This is a genomic window from Burkholderia sp. Bp8986 (assembly GCF_003854225.1).
Lineage (GTDB): Bacteria > Pseudomonadota > Gammaproteobacteria > Burkholderiales > Burkholderiaceae > Burkholderia.
On sequence record NZ_QTQM01000029.1, the window covers coordinates 67,306 to 85,472 of the forward strand.

At 65.7% G+C, this 18,167-nt stretch carries 18 protein-coding genes; 9 read left to right on the forward strand and 9 right to left on the reverse strand.

Annotated features, from left to right (window positions below; translation table 11 throughout):
- The first annotated feature begins 48 nt into the window (after positions 1–48).
- From DID99_RS23990 to DID99_RS24010, 5 genes are all read left to right on the forward strand, one after another.
- Entirely contained in the window at positions 49–393 is a 345-nt protein-coding gene (locus DID99_RS23990; RefSeq protein WP_124571705.1) for an MmcQ/YjbR family DNA-binding protein, read from the forward strand.
- A 38-nt stretch (positions 394–431) separates the two neighbouring features.
- Positions 432–626: a hypothetical protein gene (locus DID99_RS23995; RefSeq protein WP_124571704.1), complete on the forward strand. Its 195-nt coding sequence runs from the start codon at positions 432–434 to the stop codon at positions 624–626.
- A gap of 223 nt (positions 627–849) precedes the next feature.
- Positions 850–2,241 carry a GABA permease gene (gene gabP / locus DID99_RS24000; protein ID WP_044845887.1) on the forward strand — a complete coding sequence of 464 codons (1,392 nt, stop codon included), beginning with the start codon at positions 850–852 and terminating at the stop codon, positions 2,239–2,241.
- Between the two features lie 374 nt (positions 2,242–2,615).
- The gene (locus DID99_RS24005) at positions 2,616–3,485 is read left to right on the forward strand and encodes an alpha/beta fold hydrolase (RefSeq protein ID WP_124487903.1); all 870 of its coding nucleotides are present in this window, start codon (positions 2,616–2,618) and stop codon (positions 3,483–3,485) included.
- 39 nt (positions 3,486–3,524) lie between these two features.
- Positions 3,525–4,586 (forward strand): radical SAM protein, encoded by a 1,062-nt coding sequence (locus DID99_RS24010; protein ID WP_124487904.1) that lies wholly within the window; start codon positions 3,525–3,527, stop codon positions 4,584–4,586.
- Positions 4,587–4,662: 76 nt separating this feature from the next.
- On the opposite strand, the gene ychF is transcribed toward DID99_RS24010, so the two are convergent.
- Positions 4,663–5,757, reverse strand: a complete 1,095-nt coding sequence (gene ychF, locus DID99_RS24015) for a redox-regulated ATPase YchF (protein ID WP_059532716.1) — start codon at positions 5,755–5,757, stop codon at positions 4,663–4,665.
- Positions 5,758–6,004: 247 nt separating this feature from the next.
- Between ychF and DID99_RS24020 the strand changes: the two genes are divergently transcribed.
- The 4 genes from DID99_RS24020 to DID99_RS24035 all read left to right on the forward strand — a co-directional run bounded on the left by DID99_RS24020 (position 6,005) and on the right by DID99_RS24035 (position 10,672).
- Positions 6,005–7,183 carry a UbiH/UbiF family hydroxylase gene (locus DID99_RS24020; RefSeq protein ID WP_124667637.1) on the forward strand — a complete coding sequence of 393 codons (1,179 nt, stop codon included), beginning with the start codon at positions 6,005–6,007 and terminating at the stop codon, positions 7,181–7,183.
- 90 nt (positions 7,184–7,273) lie between these two features.
- Positions 7,274–8,002 (forward strand): DsbC family protein, encoded by a 729-nt coding sequence (locus DID99_RS24025; protein ID WP_044845883.1) that lies wholly within the window; start codon positions 7,274–7,276, stop codon positions 8,000–8,002.
- A 126-nt stretch (positions 8,003–8,128) separates the two neighbouring features.
- Positions 8,129–9,928, forward strand: coding sequence for a M61 family metallopeptidase (locus DID99_RS24030; RefSeq protein ID WP_124571702.1), 1,800 nt, complete (start codon positions 8,129–8,131; stop codon positions 9,926–9,928).
- Positions 9,929–10,075: 147 nt separating this feature from the next.
- The gene (locus DID99_RS24035; RefSeq protein WP_124487907.1) at positions 10,076–10,672 is read left to right on the forward strand and encodes an FMN-dependent NADH-azoreductase; all 597 of its coding nucleotides are present in this window, start codon (positions 10,076–10,078) and stop codon (positions 10,670–10,672) included.
- A 128-nt stretch (positions 10,673–10,800) separates the two neighbouring features.
- On the opposite strand, the gene DID99_RS24040 is transcribed toward DID99_RS24035, so the two are convergent.
- The 8 genes from DID99_RS24040 to rpe form a co-directional block, all read right to left on the reverse strand.
- Positions 10,801–11,757 carry a uracil-DNA glycosylase gene (locus DID99_RS24040; RefSeq protein ID WP_124571701.1) on the reverse strand — a complete coding sequence of 319 codons (957 nt, stop codon included), beginning with the start codon at positions 11,755–11,757 and terminating at the stop codon, positions 10,801–10,803.
- A 13-nt stretch (positions 11,758–11,770) separates the two neighbouring features.
- Positions 11,771–12,397, reverse strand: coding sequence for a CYTH domain-containing protein (locus tag DID99_RS24045; protein ID WP_044845879.1), 627 nt, complete (start codon positions 12,395–12,397; stop codon positions 11,771–11,773).
- A complete protein-coding gene (gene trpC / locus DID99_RS24050) occupies positions 12,397–13,182 on the reverse strand; it encodes an indole-3-glycerol phosphate synthase TrpC (protein WP_124571700.1) in 786 nt (261 codons plus the stop codon). Before trpC ends, DID99_RS24045 begins: the two co-directional genes overlap by 1 nt.
- Positions 13,183–13,211: 29 nt before the next feature.
- Positions 13,212–14,243: an anthranilate phosphoribosyltransferase gene (trpD, locus tag DID99_RS24055; RefSeq protein WP_039318793.1), complete on the reverse strand. Its 1,032-nt coding sequence runs from the start codon at positions 14,241–14,243 to the stop codon at positions 13,212–13,214.
- Positions 14,244–14,256: 13 nt separating this feature from the next.
- Positions 14,257–14,856, reverse strand: a complete 600-nt coding sequence (locus DID99_RS24060; RefSeq protein ID WP_044845877.1) for an aminodeoxychorismate/anthranilate synthase component II — start codon at positions 14,854–14,856, stop codon at positions 14,257–14,259.
- A 13-nt stretch (positions 14,857–14,869) separates the two neighbouring features.
- Positions 14,870–16,363, reverse strand: a complete 1,494-nt coding sequence (gene trpE, locus DID99_RS24065) for an anthranilate synthase component I (RefSeq protein ID WP_059449739.1) — start codon at positions 16,361–16,363, stop codon at positions 14,870–14,872.
- Positions 16,364–16,721: 358 nt separating this feature from the next.
- Positions 16,722–17,468, reverse strand: coding sequence for a phosphoglycolate phosphatase (locus DID99_RS24070; RefSeq protein ID WP_124667638.1), 747 nt, complete (start codon positions 17,466–17,468; stop codon positions 16,722–16,724).
- Positions 17,469–17,472: 4 nt separating this feature from the next.
- A complete protein-coding gene (rpe, locus tag DID99_RS24075) occupies positions 17,473–18,159 on the reverse strand; it encodes a ribulose-phosphate 3-epimerase (protein WP_044845875.1) in 687 nt (228 codons plus the stop codon).
- Between the last annotated feature and the right edge of the window lie 8 nt (positions 18,160–18,167).

The following is an 18,167-nucleotide window of genomic DNA, read 5'->3' on the forward strand; positions in this document are numbered from 1 at the left end:
TTCCGCTACGGTGGCCGGATCTCGATCATCGACGGCTGGAGGCGCATCGTGACATTCGACGAAGTGCGGCAGATCGCGCTCGCATGGCGCGGCGTCGAGGAGGGGACGTCGTACGGCACGCCCGCACTCAAGGTGAAGGGCAAGATGCTCGCTCGCCTGCGCGAGGACGGCGATACGCTCGTCGTGAAGGGCGTCGGCCCCGACGAGCGCGCGTGGCTGATCGAAGCGGAACCCGACGTGTATTACCTGACCGACCACTATGCGGGCTGGCCGATCGTGCTGGTGCGCCTGTCGGCCGCGCATCCCGACGCCGTGAGAAACCTGCTTCTGCGCGAATGGCGCGCGATCGTGCCGGCCAAATGGCGCGACGCAGGGCCGGACGACGCCAACTGAGCCGCGCCGGCGCCGCACGCGATCCGCTTCGACGGAACGTGTTCACCATGATGCCGAGCGGGCACGCGCCGTCATCACTTGCCCGATCCGGCTGCCCGCAGGCGGACGCCGAACCGGATCATGCGTTGCATCGGTTCGCATCGATGCAACAAGTGGATCCATCGAAATTCTTCAATTGGTTCTTAGTGAAGAACCGTTTGATGCTTACACTCCTTCGCTTCGAAGGCGGCTGACCGACAGCCGACGGAAGGGGCGTACGCGATGCGCCGGCACCTCGTGCGCCGCATCGCACCCGCGGCTTCGCAGACTGCGTCGCGCACCGACCGGAACAGCTCGACCCGGCTTCCTGCCCGTATGCGCGCATGCGCGGCGGGCTGCCGGGTTCAACAACGACAACTCCCCGCCGCCTTCACGCGACACCCGGTCATACCGGAACCGTTTTTTGGAGAGAGACACATGAGTGGAAGCAAGACAGGCCTCGGCACGGGTCTGAAGCAGCGGCACGTGACGATGATGTCGATTGCCGGCGTCATCGGCGCGGGCTTGTTCGTCGGCTCCGGCCACGCAATCGCGGAAGCCGGCCCGGCTTCGATCCTCGCGTATGCGATCGCGGGCGTCCTGGTCGTGCTGGTGATGCGCATGCTCGGCGAGATGGCCGTCGCGCATCCGGACAGCGGTTCGTTCTCGACCTATGCCGATCGCGCGATCGGTCACTGGGCGGGCTTCTCCATCGGCTGGCTGTACTGGTGGTTCTGGGTGCTCGTGATCCCGATCGAGGCAACCGCTGCGGCTACCATCCTCAATGCGTGGTTCCCCGGCGTCGCGACCTGGATCTTCGCGCTCGGCATCACGCTGCTGCTGACGATCACCAACCTCTTCTCGGTCAAGAACTACGGCGAATTCGAATTCTGGTTCGCGCTGATCAAGGTTGTCGCGATCGTCGTGTTCCTGTGCATCGGCGGTGCGGCGATCGTCGGCATCGTGCCCGCGCCGGCCGTATCGGGCGTGTCGAACCTCTTCGCGCACCAGGGCTTCATGCCGAACGGCGCCGGCGCGGTGCTCGCGGCGATGCTGACGACGATGTTCTCGTTCCTCGGTACCGAGATCGTGACGATCGCGGCCGCCGAGTCGGACAACCCGCAACGCCAGATCGTGCGTGCGACCAATTCCGTCATCTGGCGTATCACGCTGTTCTATCTCGGCTCGATCCTCGTCGTCGCGGCGATCGTGCCGTGGAACGATCCGCTGCTGCCGAAGCACGGCTCGTATCAGCGTGCGATGGAGCTGATCGGCATTCCGAACGCGAAGGCGATCATCGACGTGATCGTGCTCGTGTCGGTCGCGAGCTGCCTGAATTCCGCGCTGTACACCGCATCGCGGATGCTGTTCTCGCTGTCCAAGCGCAAGGACGCACCTGCGTTCCTGCACAGCACCGATTCGACCGGTACGCCGCGTGCGGCCGTGCTGGCATCGACCGCATTCGGTTTCCTGACCGTGATCGCGAACTACCTGATGCCGGAGCAGGTGTTCGGCTTCCTGCTGGCGACGTCGGGTGCGATCGCGCTGCTCGTGTATCTCGTGATCGCGATCTCGCAGCTGCGGATGCGCAGGACGCTCGAATCGGGCGGCGCCGACCTGACGCTGCGGATGTGGCTGTTCCCGTGGCTCACGTGGGCGGTGATCCTGTTCATCTGCGGCACGCTGACCGTGATGTTCGTCAGCGAGGAACACCGGATGGAAGTCGGTGCGACGGCCGTGCTCGCGCTGCTCGTGCTGTTTGCGTCTTGGCTGAACAAGCGCGGTCGCGATGCGCGAGCGGGGGCGGGGCGGCGGGTGTCGGCGATGTGATGAAGTGACGATGCGGCAGCGGGCCTGAGCGTTCGCTGTCGGTTGGCGGAGAGGTTCCCGTCGTAACAAATGGCCTGATCGGCAAAAGCCGGTCCGGCCATTTGTCTTTCAGAACAAGCGGATGCCGTTTCCCGTGTCGACATGGATTTTTCGGCGACAGCGGCGGCATCGACATTTGTGGTCAAAAATCGAACTTGTCTGATTTCATTGGCGGCGGCGACTTAATACATTGATCACTTCGATAACCGGGGTGAATCGATGGGCGAATCGATTTGGAATCCTTTGTTATACGGCTGGATTCAGAAACCAGGCCGTAGGTTCGTTACCGAATACGGGGCGCATCTTCGCGTGTTCACCCTATCGAGCCCAGAGCGATGAGCGGGCGGCCGATACCCCGTGTACGCGCTGCATTTCATGCACGCGACGGTTTTCCCTTGGGGGGCACGTATTTTCCTGCGGCCGGTGCCACTTGTTTACCGGTACTCATTTGCCCTGCAACGGGCCTTCGCCAGTCCTTTTATTATCCATTCGCGGATTGGCTGCGCGCAACGGGATATTCGGTATTCGTATTCGATTATCGGGGGATGGGGGCGTCGCTCGACGTGCGTCACGTTCGCCAGTCGCGTGCCCGCAAACAAGACTGGGGGCAGCTTGACATGCCCGCAGCGCTTGACTGGCTTCTTCGAGAAACCGGCGCGAGCGAAGCGCATCTGATCGGTCATAGTGCCGGCGCACAACTGGTCGGACTGATGCCGAATCACGCGTCGGTACGCTCGCTGTGTGCGATATCCGCTTCATCCGGATACGTCGGCAACATCCGGTGGCCGAATCGAATTGCCGCATTGTCGCTGGCAAATGTCTACGTCCCGGTTACCGCACGTCTGCTCGGCTATGTGCCTGCCCGGGTGCTCGGCTGGGGCGACGATCTGCCTGCACGCGTCGGGCTTCAGTGGGCCCGATGGTGTCGCCGCCCCGGATACGTAGCGAACGAGTTCGGGGTCGGCATTGCGCGTCATTACTACAACGAATTCTCCGCTCCCGTCACCGTAGTCGCAGCGACTGACGATCCGCTCGCGACGCCGGCCAATATCGAAGACTGGCTGCGATGGTTGCCGCGAGCCAGATGTCACGTCCATTTCATCAGCCCGGAAAAATGCGATGGCCGAGCAATCGGTCACGTCGGCATGTTCCGCCGCCAGCATGCGTCGCTGTGGCCGGAACTCACCAGAGGATTGCTAAGTTGACGCTCAGGCCCGCTTGCGTCCTCAAATCAGGAGACCACGATGGACGATTCAATCGACATGAAGATGCGCTTCAAAGCAGTCAGAAACGAAGCGAGGGAGACGCGCGCGTCGCTTTACCATCTCACCAATCGATGCAATTTGCGCTGCAAGGGGTGCTGGTTCTTCGAAAACGAATTCGACGTCGCGTCGGATGAGTTGAACGATACGTTGCATCTCGAGGCACGCGTGAAGGATGAGGCGGCGCGTGGGATCAACGCGCCATTGCTGATAGGCGGCGAGCCCGCGCTTTATCTGGACCGGATAAGCGTGTTCAGGAAATACATGCCGAAGGTGTCCGTTTCGACAAACGGGCTTCGACGAATTCCTTACGAGGGTTTCGAAGATGTCACCATTGCGGTCTCGGTGTTCGGTGGCGGCCCGCTCGATGACGAACTACGCGCGATCGGCCCGAACGGAAAGCGTTTCACTGGCTTGTTCGACAAGGCGTTGGCTAATTATCGCGACGACGAACGGGCAGGTTTCGTCTTTGCCGTGTCGATCGATGGAATGGCTTATATCGAAGAAACGGTGCGCAGGATCCGGGATAACGGAAATCGACTGCTGTTCAATTACTACAGTCCATACGATGTTGCCGGGCCGCTTCGGCGACGTGGTGAGGAGCAACTCCTGAACGTATTGCTCGAATTGAAGGCCAAATACCCTGAAACCGTGGCGAGCCATCCGTACTACCTGGCAGCACTCATGCGTGGGGAAACCGCCTGGGGAACATTCGGCTATGCCAGTTGCCCGAGTGTCAGCGAAGGTCATCCGCAGAATGCGGAACGGTTTGCCTCGGGGTGGCCCGCGTTGCCGAAATTCAACGCGTATCGCGCAGACCTGCATACGCTGGCGCGCTGCTGTACTTCAGGAGAATGCGCGAAGTGTCGCGACAGCCAGGCCGTGATGTCGTGGTTGCTGGTTAACGCCAGGCATGTGCTGCAGGAAGCCGATGGACTCAGGACATGGACGGAGGTCGCGGAGAGCTATTTCAGTCAGTTCGTCTGGTCAAGTTACCATCCGCGCAACCGCGTTGGGCGCACGCCGGATTGCGCGATGCAGTAATGCGATGCAGTTGCCGGAATTGAAAATCAAAAAGCCCGCAAAATGCGGGCTTTGTGCATGGGTATCGGAGCGAGGTTCAGACGTTGAACAGGAAGTTCATCACATCCCCGTCGTGCACGACGTATTCCTTCCCTTCCGCACGCATCTTCCCGGCTTCCTTCGCACCTTGTTCGCCCTTGTACGCGACGAAGTCGTCGAATGCGATCGTCTGCGCGCGAATGAAGCCGCGCTCGAAGTCCGTATGAATCACGCCGGCCGCTTGCGGCGCCGTGTCGCCGATGTGGATCGTCCACGCGCGCACTTCCTTCACGCCCGCGGTGAAGTAGGTCTGCAGGCCGAGCAGCTTGAAGCCCGCGCGGATCACGCGGTCGAGGCCCGGCTCTTCCATGCCCATGTCGGCGAGGAACGCTTCCTTGTCCGCATCGTCGAGATCGGCGATTTCCGCCTCGATCGCCGCGCACACCGCGACCACCGGCGAGTTCTCGCTTTCCGCGTACTTGCGCACCGCTTCGAGGTGCGGGTTGTTCTCGAAGCCGTCGTCCTTCACGTTCGCGACGTACATCGCCGGCTTCGCGGTGATCAGGCAGAACGGCTTGAGCAGCGCCTGCTCGTCGTCCGACAGATCGAGGCCGCGCACGGCCTTGCCCTGGTCGAGGTGCGCGCGCACCTTCTCGAGCACCGCGGCGAGCTTCACCGCTTCCTTGTCGTTGCCGGACTTCGCGGCCTTCGAGTAGCGCGTGAGCGCCTTCTCGACGGTGCCGAGGTCGGCGAGCGCGAGTTCGGTGTTGATCACTTCGATGTCGTCGATCGGGCTGACCTTGCCGGCGACGTGGATGACGTTGTCGTCCTCGAAGCAGCGCACGACGTGCGTGATCGCATCGGTTTCGCGGATGTTCGCGAGGAACTGGTTGCCGAGGCCTTCACCCTTGCTCGCGCCCGCGACGAGGCCCGCGATGTCGACGAATTCGACGACGGCCGGCACGATGCGCTCGGGGTTGATGATCTCGGCGAGCGCCTTCAGGCGCGTGTCAGGCACTTCGACGATGCCGACGTTCGGCTCGATCGTGCAGAACGGGTAGTTCTCGGCGGCGATGCCGGCCTTGGTCAGCGCATTGAACAGGGTGGACTTGCCGACGTTGGGCAAGCCGACGATGCCGCATTTGAGACTCATGGAATCCTTCGGACGGGTGGAGCGGCGCGGCCGGACAAGGCACGGCGGCGCGGGAAAATAGGGACGGCCGGCGCGCGGGGCGCGGCGGGCCGACGTTCAAAGGCGCTATTGTACCGTGCCGACGCCCCGGTTTCCGGCCTTCACCCGAACGCCCGATGCGACGGGCCGCCGCGCTGCCGGACCCGCCTGCGATTCTGCTGATTTCCCGCAAAGTCCGGCCGCGTAAGGGATTGGCCCCGCAGCTATAATGCCCGCCATGACTGCCCACCACACCTTCGACGTCGCCGTGGTCGGCGGCGGGCTCGTCGGCAAGACGGCCGCGCTCGCACTGACCCAGTCCGGCTACAAGACCGCCTTGCTCGCCCAGCCGGCCACGCCGCGCCCCGCCGATCTCGCGTTCGACACCCGCATCTACGCGCTGTCGTCCAGCTCGCAGGCATTGCTGGAGCGGCTGCGGGTCTGGCAGGCGCTCGACCATGGCCGGCTCGCGCCGGTGTACGACATGCGCGTGTACGGCGACGCGCACGCGGAGCTGCATTTCTCCGCGTACCAGGCCTCCGTGCCGCAACTGGCCTGGATCGCCGAATCGTCGCTGATCGAGACGTCGCTCGACGCGGCGCTGCGGTTCCAGCCGAACCTCACGTGGTTCGACGCGCGCGCGCAGGGCTTCGACGTGCGCGACGACGCGGCCGTGCTGACGCTGTCGTCGGGCAAGGTGCTCGAAGCGGACCTCGTGGTCGGCGCGGACGGCGCGCATTCGTGGGTGCGTTCTCAAATGGGGGCCAGGGTCGAGCGGCGCGATTACCGGCAGACGGGCGTCGTCGCGAACTTCAAGGCGTCGCTGCCACACCGCGAGACGGCCTGTCAGTGGTTTCACGAAGGCGAGATCATTGCGTTGCTGCCGCTGCCGGACGGTCACGTGTCGCTCGTATGGTCCGCGCACACCGCGCATGCGGACGAACTGCTCGCGCTCGATCCCGCGCAGCTCGCGGCGGAAGTCGAGCGCGTGTCGCACGGCCAGGTCGGCACGCTGGAATGCGTGACGCCGGCGGCCGGCTTCCCGCTCGCGCTGCAGACCGTCGACAAGCTGATCGCCCCGCGCGTCGCGCTCGTCGGCGATGCAGCGCACCTGATCCATCCGCTCGCGGGGCAGGGGATGAACCTCGGGCTGCGCGACGTCGCGGCACTCGGCGATGCGATCGCGAACAAGGAGAGCTTCCGCAACCTCGGCGATACGGTGCTGCTGCGCCGCTACGAGCGCTCGCGCCGCGAGGACATCCGCGCACTGATGGTCGCGACCGACGGGCTGCAGCGGCTGTTCGCGGTTCCGGGCTCGTTCGCGAAGGCGGTCCGCAACGCGGGCATGGCGTTCGTCGGCGCGCAACCGCTCGTGAAGCGCTGGCTCGTGTCGGCCGCGCTCGGCTGAGCGAACCTTCGCGCCCTCGGCCTGTCGGACTGGGCTCCGTTACGGCGTACACTGTGACGTGCACTCCGATTGAGCTGAAGGAACGACAGGATGAAAAAAACGATCCGCATCGCATCGCTGGCGCTGGCCGTCACGATGGCGACGCTCGGCTGTACCGCGCAGGCCGACCAGACCACCGACAAGCTGAAAGCCACGCTGCAAGCGCGTCTCGGCAACGACGCGCCGATCAAGAGCGTGTCGAAGTCGCCCGTCGCGGGCCTGTACGAAGTGAACCTCGGCACGCAGATCATCTATAGCGATGCAGCCGGCGACTACGTGCTGCTCGGCGATCTCGTCGACACCAAGACGCACAAGAACCTGACCGACGCGCGCCTGTCCGACCTCAACAAGATCGACTTCGCGAGCCTGCCGCTCGCGAACGCGATCAAGGTCGTCAAGGGCAACGGCGCCCGCAAGATCGCGGTGTTCTCCGATCCGAACTGCCCGTACTGCAAGCGCCTCGAGACGACGCTGCAGTCGGTCGACAACGTGACCGTCTACACGTTCCTGTATCCGGTGCTGTCGCCCGATTCGACCACGAAGTCGAAGGCGATCTGGTGCGCGACCGACCGCGCGAAATCCTGGGAGGGCTGGATGCTCGACCATCGCGTGCCGACCGGCGCCGGCGCCTGCGATACGACCGCGCTCGACAAGAACCTCGCGCTCGGCCGCGGGATGAACGTCACCGGCACGCCGACGATCTTCCTGCCCGACGGCCGCCGCCTGCCGGGCGCGGTGTCGGCCGACCAGCTGAACCAGGCGCTCGCGTCGAGCAAGTAACCGGCGACACGCCGAGCCGCAAGGCCCGGCCAGCGAGGGGCGCCCGCGATCTCTGCCGGCGCCTCTCTTCGTTTCCGCCGCCGTATTCCGTCTGATTCCCCGTCCGATTTTCGACCGATTGCCACGATGACCCAGCCGATCCGCTATTCGATTGCCCCGAAAGATCTTGCCGCGCACCTGTTCGAAGTGACGGTGACGGTCACCGATCCCGATCCCGAAGGCCAGCGCTTCTCGCTGCCGGTATGGATTCCGGGCAGCTACCTCGTGCGCGAGTTCGCGCGCAACATCGTGACGCTCGCCGCGTTCAACGACGCGGGCCGCAAGGTGCGGATCGCGAAAACCGACAAGAACACGTGGCAGGCCGCGCCGGTGAACGGCGCGCTGACGTTGCGCTATGACGTGTACGCATGGGACCTGTCGGTCCGCTCCGCGTATCTCGACGACTCGGGCGGCTTCTTCAACGCCACGGCCGTGTTCCTGTGCGCCGCCGGCCGCGAGGATGCGCCATGCGAGGTCGACATCGCGAAACCGGCGGGCCCGGCGTTTCGCACGTGGCGCGTCGGCACGTCGCTGCCCGAGGCACGCGGGACCAGGCGCTACGGGTTCGGCGCGTATCGCGCAGCGAACTACGACGAGCTCGCCGACCATCCGGTGACGATCGGCGAATTCGCGCTGGCGACGTTCGACGCGCACGGTGTGCCGCACGACATCGTGATCGCCGGGCGTGTGACGCAGCTCGACATGGAGCGGCTGCGTACCGACCTGAAGCGCGTGTGCGAAGCGCAGATCGCGCTGTTCGAACCGAAATCGAAGCAGGCGCCGATGGACCGCTACGTGTTCATGACGCTCGCGGTCAGCGACGGCTACGGCGGCCTCGAGCACCGTGCGTCGACCGCGCTGATCTGCAACCGCACCGACCTGCCGGTGAAGGGCCGGCCGGAAACGACGGAAGGCTATCGCACGTACCTCGGCCTTTGCAGCCACGAGTATTTCCATACGTGGAACGTGAAGCGCATCAAACCGGCCGCGTTCGTGCCGTACGACCTCGCGCGCGAAAACTACACGTCGCTGCTGTGGCTGTTCGAAGGCTTCACGTCGTATTACGACGACCTGATGCTGGTTCGCAGCGGACTGATGTCGCAGGACGAATATTTCGCGGCGCTCGGCCGTACCGTCGGCGGCGTGCTGCGCGGTACGGGGCGCCTGAAGCAGAGCGTCGCGGACAGCTCGTTCGACGCGTGGATCAAGTACTACCGTCAGGACGAGAACGCGACCAACGCGATCGTCAGCTATTACACGAAGGGTTCGCTCGTCGCGCTTGCGTTCGATCTCGCGATTCGCGCGCAGACGCGCAACCGCAAGTCGCTCGACGACGTGATGCGTCTGCTGTGGCAACGCTACGGCCGCGAGTTCTATCGCGGCAAGCAGGCGGGTGTCGAGGAAAACGAGGTCGAGACGCTGATCGAGGAAGCGACGGGCGTCGCGCTCGGCCGGCTGTTCGCCGACGCCGTGCACGGCACGCGCGACCTGCCGCTCGCCGACCTGCTGGCGCCGTTCGGCGTGACGCTCACGCCGGAGGTTGCAGCGGGTGCGACCGCGAAGCCGACCATCGGCGCGCGGCTGCGCGGCGGCGCGGACTGCACGCTGGCGGCGGTCTACGAAGGCGGCGGCGCGCATCGCGCGGGGCTGTCGGCGGGCGACACGCTGATCGCGCTCGACGGGCTGCGCGTCACCGGCACGAACCTCGACATGCTGCTCGCGCGTTACCGGCCGGGCGACAAGGTCGAGGTGCACGTATTCCGCCGCGACGAGCTGCGGACCGCGAAACTGAAACTGGACGGGCCGGAAATCGCGCGCTACCGGCTCGCGGCCGCCGCGAAACCGGCTGCCGCGCAGAAGGCCCGCGAAGCCTGGCTGAAGGGCTGAGCATGCACGGGCGGGTTTCGGGGCGCGATCATGGATTGTTCTGTTGCTGCAACAATCCGTCGCCCTGAACCCGCTTTTTCGCGGCCATGCGGCCACGCACAATGGCGTCACTCGCGCTACCGAAGCGCAACCAAACCGGAGCCTGACATGACGACCATTCTGCAAATCAATTCCGCGGCGCGCTCGCAAGGTGCGCAATCCACGCTGCTGGCCAACGAACTGACGGCAAAGCTGCAACAATCGAACCCCGGTTCGAAGGTCGTGGTTCGCGACCTGCTGGCCGACGCGCTGCCGCACCTCGACGAATCGGTGCTCGGCGCATTCTTCACGCCGGCCGACCAGCGCAGCGCGGAACAGAATGCGATCGTCGCGAAGAGCGATGCGCTGATCGCCGAACTGCAGGCGGCCGACATCGTCGTGATCGGCGCACCGATGTACAACTTCGGCGTGTCGTCGCAACTGAAGACGTATTTCGACTGGATCGCCCGCGCAGGCGTCACGTTCCGCTACACCGAGAACGGTCCGGAAGGCCTGATCAAGGGCAAGAAGGTTCACGTGGTGACGGCCCGCGGCGGCAAGTACCTGGGTACGCCGAACGACAGCCAGACGCCGTACCTGCGCTCGTTCCTCGGCTTCATCGGCCTGACCGACGTGAACTTCATCCACGCTGAAGGCCTGAACCTCGGGCCGGATGCGCAGAGCGCCGCGCTCGCCAGCGCACGCGAAGCGATCGCTGCCGTCTGAGGCCGACGCGGGTGCGCCGCACCCGCTGCGTCCGACGGATGAAAAAAACGCCGCGTCCCGAAAGGGGCGCGGCGTTTTTGCTTGATGCGGACGAACGCGAAACGTGAAGCGCTAACCGCGCAACGCGGTTACGCAAGCGTTTCGGCCACCTCCGGCAGGCGCCAGTCGATCGGCGCGCGTCCCGCGTCGACCAGATAGTCGTTCGCGAGCGCGAAGTGGCGGCAACCGAGGAAACCGCGGTGAGCGGACAGCGGCGACGGATGCGGCGCCTCGAGCACGCAGTGCGCGCTCGCATCGAACAGCGCGCGCTTGGCCTGCGCATGCGCGCCCCACAGCATGAACACGAGGCCGCGATGGCGGTTGGCGAGTTCGCGGATCAGCGTGTCCGTGCATTGCTCCCAGCCGCGCTTCGCGTGGCTCGCGGCCGCACCGCGCTCGACCGTCAGCACGGTGTTGAGCAGCAGCACGCCCTGGCGCGCCCAGGTATCGAGGCAGCCGTGACGCGGCGTGTCGTGGCCGAAATTCGCGGCGATCTCCTTGAAGATGTTGCGCAGCGACGGCGGCGTGCGCACGGCCGGCGGCACCGAGAACGCGAGGCCGTGCGCCTGCGGCGTGCCGCGGTCGTCGCCGTGGTACGGGTCCTGGCCGAGGATCACGATCTTCACGTCGTCCGGGCTCGTCAGGCGCAGCGCGCGGAACACGTCGGTCGGGTAGACCGTCTTGCCGGCCGCGCGTTCGTCGTCGACGAAGCGGCACAGCGGCGCATACGCGTCGCTGTCGGTGAAGGGTTTCAGCACGTCGCGCCAGACGGCCGGCAGCGCGTCGAATTGCGCGGCGAGGTGCGGGACATCCGCGACAACAGGGGCGGCGGGAGTGCCGGGAGCGTCGGCGGCAGCGGGCTGCGGCGCGGCGGAAACCGGCGCGGCGGAAACCGGCGCGGCGGCCGCGGCCTTCTTTGCGGGCTTGCGCCCGGCTGCGGCCGGCGCAGGCGCCGGGGCGGGAACATCGTCCTGCGCCGTTTCCGGCACGGGATCATCGAACAGCGACGCCTGCTGCGGCGTGCGGAAAGTCTTGCGGGTTGCCATGCGTGATGCGGGTTTATTGCGCGCGCAGCCGGTAGCCGCGTTGCGCCTTGCTGATGTTTTCGGGGGCGAGGCCCGGCAGCGCTTGCTGCAGTTCGGCGGCGAGTGTCGCGAGCGCCGCTTCCGGGCCGTCGATCAGTTCGAGTTCGATTTCGCTGATCGGTTCGCGGCGCGTATCGTGTTCCGCCTGGACGACGATCTCGCCGACGTCCACCGCGGCCTCGACGGTTGCGCCGCCGATTGCGATGCGCCACAGCGTACGCGAAAAATCCGTCCGGAACAGCGCGTGCAGCGCGGGCGCCGCATCGCGCAGCGCGCCGGCAGCCTCCGGCACGTCGCACGCGGTGACGAGCGCGTCGATTTCGAGCGCATCGCCGGCGACGGGCAATTCCCATTCATGGCGGCGATGCAGGCCGGCTTCCGCGCTGCCGACCGTCTTGAAGGTCTGCAGCCAGCCGTGCGGCGTGCGGCGCACGCGCACCGCGCTCTTCGAGCGCGCCAGCGCGAGGTCGGGCGTGTCGTAGTAGACGTTCGCCAGCGCGATCACGTTACCGGTTTCGCCGGTCAGCGTCTCGAAAAAGCGCCGCGCCGCATCGGCCTGGCCGGCCGGCAGCGCGAGCTTGATTTCCTTTTCGATCGCCATCAGAAGAACATCCGCGCCAGTTCCTCGCCCGGCTGGTCGGCGCGCATGAACGCTTCGCCGACGAGGAACGCGTTCACGTTCGCCGCGCGCATCGTGTCGACGTCGGTGCGCGACAGGATGCCCGACTCGGTCACGACCATGCGGTCCGGCGGAATCATGTCGAGCATGTCGAGCGTGGTCTGGATCGTCGTCTCGAACGTGCGCAGGTTGCGGTTGTTGATGCCGAGCAGCGGCGTCTTCAGCGTCAGCGCCTGTTCCATCTCGTCGCGGTCGTGAACTTCGACCAGCACCGCGAGGCCGAGCGAGTGCGCGTACGCCTCGAGGTCCTGCATCAGCGGCGTGTCGAGCGCGGCCGCGATCAGCAGGATCGCGTCGGCGCCCATCGCGCGCGCCTCGAGGATCTGGTACGCGTCGACGATGAAGTCCTTGCGCAGCACCGGCAGCGTGCACGCCGCACGCGCTTCCTCGAGATAGCGGACGCTGCCCTGGAAGAATTGCTCGTCGGTCAGCACCGACAGGCACGCCGCGCCGTGGGCCGCATACGAGCGCGCGATGTCGGCCGGCACGAAATGCTCGCGCAGCACGCCCTTCGACGGGCTCGCCTTCTTCACTTCGGCGATTACCGCCGCATGGCCCGCTGCCTGCTTCGCGCGCAGTGCGCCGACGAAGTCGCGCAGGTCGCGCGCCGATGCGTCCAGTTTCAGTGCCTCGAGCGGCGTGCTGCGCATGGCCGCCGCGACTTCTTCGCGCTTGACGGCGATGATTCGGTCGAGAATGTCGCTCATGTGGGTTCCTGCTTGATTCGTAAAGGGAGTCAGCGCTTGAACTGCTGCGTGAAGCGCACGAGTTCGTCGACCTTCGCGCGTGCCTTGCCGCTCGCGATCGCTTCGCGGGCGAGCTGGATGCCGTCGGCGATCGATTCGGCGATATTGGCTGCATAGAGCGCGGTGCCGGCGTTCAGCGTGACGATCTCGCGTGCGACGCCCGGCTGGTTGTCCAGCGCGCCGAGCAGCATCGTGCGCGATTCCTCGGCATTTTCCACCTTCAGCGTGCGGTTCGATACCATCTGCAGGCCGAAGTCCTCCGGATGGATCTCGTATTCGTGCACCTTGCCGTCGCGCAATTCGCCGACGAGCGTCGCGGCGCCCAGCGATACTTCATCCATCCCGTCCTTGCCGTACACGACCAGCACGTGCTGCGCACCGAGGCGCTGCATCACGCGCACCTGGATGCCGACGAGGTCGGGGTGGAACACGCCCATCAGCTGGTTCGGCGCGCCGGCCGGATTGGTCAGCGGGCCGAGAATGTTGAAGATCGTCCGCACGCCGAGCTCGCGGCGCACGGCCGCGATGTTCTTCATCGCCGGATGATGGTTCGGCGCGAACATGAAGCCCATGCCGGTTTCGGCGATCGATGCGGCAACCTGGTCGGGCTGCAGGTCGATGTTCACGCCGAGCGCCTCGAGCACGTCGGCGCTGCCGGACTTGCTCGACACGCCGCGGTTGCCGTGCTTCGCGACCTTCGCGCCGGCCGCCGCCGTGATGAACATCGACGCGGTCGAGATGTTGAACGTGTGCGCGCCGTCGCCGCCCGTGCCGACGATGTCGACGAAGTTCGAGTTGTCCTGCACTTCGACGTGGTTCGCGAATTCGCGCATCACGGTCGCGGCGGCGGCGATCTCGCCGATCGTCTCCTTCTTCACGCGCAGCCCGGTGATGATCGCGGCCGCCATCACGGGCGACATGTCGCCGCGCATGATGAGCCGCATCAGGTGCAGCATTTCGTCGTGGAAGATCTCGCGGTGCTCGATCGTGCGTTGCAGCGCTTCCTGCGGGGTAATCGTCATCGTGCGTCTCCCGTCAGGCTGCCGGTGCGGCCGCGCGGGCCGCTGCGCGATTCTGCTTCAGGAAATTCTCGAGCAGCGCATGGCCGTGCTCGGAGAGGATCGATTCCGGGTGGAACTGCACGCCTTCGACCGGCAGCGTCTTGTGGCGCACGCCCATGATCTCGCCGTCGTCGGTCCATGCGGACACCTCGAGGCAGTCGGGCAGCGATTCGCGTTCGATCGCGAGCGAGTGGTAGCGCGTGACGTCGAAATGCTTCGGCAGGTCGGCGAACACGCCGCGGCAATCGGTTTCGATCCGGCTCACCTTGCCGTGCATGATGGTCTTCGCGCGCACGACGCGGCCGCCGAACGCTTCGCCGATCGCCTGATGGCCGAGGCAGACGCCGAGGATCGGCTTCTTGCCCGCGAATTCGCGCAGCACGTCGAGCGTGATGCCCGCGTGCTGCGGGTTGCTCGGGCCGGGCGACAGGCAGATGGCGGCGGGGTTCAGGCGCGCGATGTCGTCGAGCGTGATTTCGTCGTTGCGATAGGTGTGCACGTCCTCGCCCAGTTCGCCGAAGTACTGGACCAGGTTGTAGGTGAACGAATCGTAGTTGTCGATCATGAGCAGCATGGTCAGTCTCCGGTCAGAAGTCGCTATCGAGGCCGTCCTGGACCTGTTCGGCCGCACGCAGCACCGCGCGCGCCTTGTTCTCGGTCTCTTGCCATTCGGATTCGGGCACCGAGTCCGCGACGACGCCGGCCGCCGCTTGCACGTACAGGTTGCCGTTGTGGATCAGGCCCGTGCGGATTGCGATCGCGAGATCCATCTCGCCCGAGAACGACAGGTAGCCGACGGCGCCGCCGTACAGCCCGCGCTTGATCGGCTCGAGCTCGTCGATCAGTTCCATCGCGCGCACCTTCGGCGCGCCGGACAGCGTGCCGGCCGGGAACGTCGCGCGCAGCACGTCGTAGTTCGTCATGCCGGGCTTCAGCTTGCCTTCGACCGAGCTGACGATGTGCTGCACGTGCGAGTACTTCTCGATCACCATCTTGTCGGTCACCTGCACCGAGCCGATTTCCGCGATGCGGCCGACGTCGTTGCGCGCGAGGTCGATCAGCATCACGTGCTCGGCGATTTCCTTCGGATCGTTCAGCAGTTCGGTCGCGAGTTCCGCATCGCGCTCGGGCGTGTTGCCGCGCGGACGCGTGCCGGCGAGCGGACGGATCGTGACGATCTGGTCTTCGCCGCGCTTTTCCTGGCGCACCAGGATTTCCGGCGACGCGCCGACCACGTGGAAATCGCCGAAGTTGTAGTAGTACATGTACGGCGACGGATTCAGCGAACGCAGCGCGCGATACAGCGACAGCGGATTGTCGCGATACGGCTTCGTCAGACGCTGGCCGACCTGGATCTGCATCAGTTCGCCGGCCGCGATGTATTCCTTCGCCTGGCGCACGGCGGCCAGATAGTCTTCCTTCTTGAACTCGCGGAACGTCTCGGTGCGCACACTCGCCGACGTGACGGGCGGCTGCACGGTCGTGCGCAGGCGCTGCTTCAGTTCGCGCAGGCGCTGCTTGGCCTTCGTATAGGCTTCCGGCTGGGCCGGGTCCGCATAGATGATCAGATAGAGCTTGCCGGCGAGGTTGTCGATCACCGCGACTTCTTCGGTGAGCAGCAGCTGGATGTCGGGCAGGCCGAGATCGTCGCGCGGCGCGGTGTTCGCGAGTTTCTTCTCGATGTAGCGCACCGCGTCGTAACCGAAATAGCCGGCGAGGCCGCCGCAGAAGCGCGGCAGGCCCGGGCGCTGCGCCACCTTGAAGCGCGCCTGGAACGACTCGATGAATTCGAACGGGTCGCCGTCGTGCGTCTCGACGACCTGGCCGTCGCGCACCACCTCGGACACGCCGTTGCGGGTGCGCACCAGCGTGCGGGCGGGCAGGCCGATGAACGAATAGCGGCCGAAGCGTTCGCCGCCGACCACCGACTCGAGCAGGAACGAGTTGGCGCCCGCGCGCTCAGGCTGGGCCAGCTTCAGGTAGAGGGACAGCGGCGTTTCGAGGTCGGCGAGCGCTTCCGCGATCAGCGGGATGCGGTTGTAGCCTTCGTTCGCAAGCGATTGGAATTCGAGTTCGGTCATGTTCCGGTCCTGTTCGGGACGAGCGGCGGCGTGCGCCAGGGATCACTTGACGCTGCGCGGGCTGCCGTCGGCGAAAGGGCGGTCGATCGAGAAGTGCCTGTTGCCGGCCGGCACGCCGGGCGTGAACGTCGCGAGCCTGCGGCCGGTCCTGAACGCAAGCGTTCGGACGCGGTAGAACTCGAGGTGGTGCGACGATCGGCGCGCGGCTGCGCAGCGAGATAAAAAACGGCGCTGAAGACGTGCCTCAGCGTACCTCATCGAAGAGGTTAGCGCGACCAGCGACGCCAGGGCCAGGCTCCCCGGTCGATGCTGCTCAGACTCCGTTTTTTATTCAGAAACATGCGGATGGAAGAAATAATCAGAGGGTTGGCCGGCCGGCGTTGTGCGCGGTGATCGCGCGGGCTGCGACCAGCAACGAATCGACTATACCATCCGAATTTATCGTTTGTATAGCTTTGCCGTGGTTGTAGCCGTATGGCACCGTCAGCGTCGCCATGCCGGCCGCGCGGCCCGCCAGCGCGTCGTTTTCCGAGTCGCCGATCGCGACCGCTGCGTCCGGCGCGACGCCGAGCGCTTCGCACGCCGTCAGCATCGGCAGCGGATCGGGCTTCTTGCGCGCGACGCTGTCGCCGCCGAGCACGATGCCGAAGTGATCGATCAGCCCGTATTGCTCGAGCAGCTCGACCGCGAAGCGGTGCGGCTTGTTCGTCACGCATGCGAGCCGGATGCCGGCCGTGCGCAACGCATCGAGGCCGGTTGCGACGTCCGGATAGAGACGCGTGTGGCGGCCGTTGATCTTCGCGTACTCGGTCTGGTAGATCGCGAGCGCGTCGTCGAAGCGCGCGTGCGCTTCGTCGGGCGTGAAGCGCGGCTTCAGCACGCTCTGGATCAGATGCTCGGAGCCCTTGCCGACGTAGCCGATCACCTCGTCGCGCGACGTGGCCGGCGCGCCGAGCTGCGCGAGCATTCCGTTCAGCCCGGCCGTGAAATCGTCGGCCGTGTCGACCATCGTGCCGTCGAGGTCGATCAATGCCGCGTCGATGCGCGGCGTCGCGAAACGGACCGCGCCGTCGGCTGCGGCCCCGGCCAGCGAGGAATCGGCCACGGCGTCAGCTCCGCGCGACGGTGGCGAGCGCGGCACGCATCTCGTCGATCACCGTGCGGTAGTCGGGCTTGCCGAAGATCGCCGAACCCGCGACGAAGGTGTCCGCGCCGGCCGCCGCGATTTCCGCGATGTTGTCGGCCTTCACGCCGCCGTCGACCTCGAGCAGGATCTCGCGGCCGGTGCGCTCGGTGTACGCGTCGATGCGGGCGCGCGCTTCGCGCAGCTTGTTCAGCGTTTCCGGAATGAACGACTGGCCGCCGAAGCCCGGGTTCACCGACATCAGCAGCACGAAGTCGAGGCGATCCATCACGTGATCGAGATAGTTCAACGGCGTGGCCGGGTTGAACACGAGGCCGGCCTTGCAGCCGTGATCGCGGATCAGCGACAGCGTACGATCGATGTGGTCCGAGCCTTCCGGGTGGAAGCTGATCAGGTTCGCGCCGGCTTTCGCGAAATCGGGCACGATCCGGTCGACCGGGCGCACCATCAGGTGCACGTCGATCGGCACCTGCACGTGCGGGCGGATCGCCTCGCAGACGAGCGGGCCGATCGTGAGGTTCGGCACATAATGGTTGTCCATCACGTCGAAATGAATCCAGTCGGCGCCGGCGGCGACCACGTTGCGGACTTCTTCGCCGAGCCGTGCAAAGTCGGCCGACAGGATGCTGGGAGCGATGCGGAATTGAGTCATGACAGGGG

What these genes read in the sequence shown, in the direction of transcription:
- gabP (WP_044845887.1), top strand. Translation starts at nt 850, where the DNA reads ATGAGTGGAAGCAAGACAGGCCTCGGCACGGGTCTGAAGCAGCGGCAC.
- DID99_RS24005 (WP_124487903.1), top strand. Translation starts at nt 2,616, where the DNA reads ATGAGCGGGCGGCCGATACCCCGTGTACGCGCTGCATTTCATGCACGC.
- DID99_RS24010 (WP_124487904.1), top strand. Translation starts at nt 3,525, where the DNA reads ATGGACGATTCAATCGACATGAAGATGCGCTTCAAAGCAGTCAGAAAC.
- ychF (WP_059532716.1), bottom strand. Translation starts at nt 5,757, where the DNA reads ATGAGTCTCAAATGCGGCATCGTCGGCTTGCCCAACGTCGGCAAGTCC.
- DID99_RS24020 (WP_124667637.1), top strand. Translation starts at nt 6,005, where the DNA reads ATGCCCGCCATGACTGCCCACCACACCTTCGACGTCGCCGTGGTCGGC.
- DID99_RS24025 (WP_044845883.1), top strand. Translation starts at nt 7,274, where the DNA reads ATGAAAAAAACGATCCGCATCGCATCGCTGGCGCTGGCCGTCACGATG.
- DID99_RS24030 (WP_124571702.1), top strand. Translation starts at nt 8,129, where the DNA reads ATGACCCAGCCGATCCGCTATTCGATTGCCCCGAAAGATCTTGCCGCG.
- DID99_RS24035 (WP_124487907.1), top strand. Translation starts at nt 10,076, where the DNA reads ATGACGACCATTCTGCAAATCAATTCCGCGGCGCGCTCGCAAGGTGCG.
- DID99_RS24040 (WP_124571701.1), bottom strand. Translation starts at nt 11,757, where the DNA reads ATGGCAACCCGCAAGACTTTCCGCACGCCGCAGCAGGCGTCGCTGTTC.
- DID99_RS24045 (WP_044845879.1), bottom strand. Translation starts at nt 12,397, where the DNA reads ATGGCGATCGAAAAGGAAATCAAGCTCGCGCTGCCGGCCGGCCAGGCC.
- trpC (WP_124571700.1), bottom strand. Translation starts at nt 13,182, where the DNA reads ATGAGCGACATTCTCGACCGAATCATCGCCGTCAAGCGCGAAGAAGTC.
- trpD (WP_039318793.1), bottom strand. Translation starts at nt 14,243, where the DNA reads ATGACGATTACCCCGCAGGAAGCGCTGCAACGCACGATCGAGCACCGC.
- DID99_RS24060 (WP_044845877.1), bottom strand. Translation starts at nt 14,856, where the DNA reads ATGCTGCTCATGATCGACAACTACGATTCGTTCACCTACAACCTGGTC.
- trpE (WP_059449739.1), bottom strand. Translation starts at nt 16,363, where the DNA reads ATGACCGAACTCGAATTCCAATCGCTTGCGAACGAAGGCTACAACCGC.
- rpe (WP_044845875.1), bottom strand. Translation starts at nt 18,159, where the DNA reads ATGACTCAATTCCGCATCGCTCCCAGCATCCTGTCGGCCGACTTTGCA.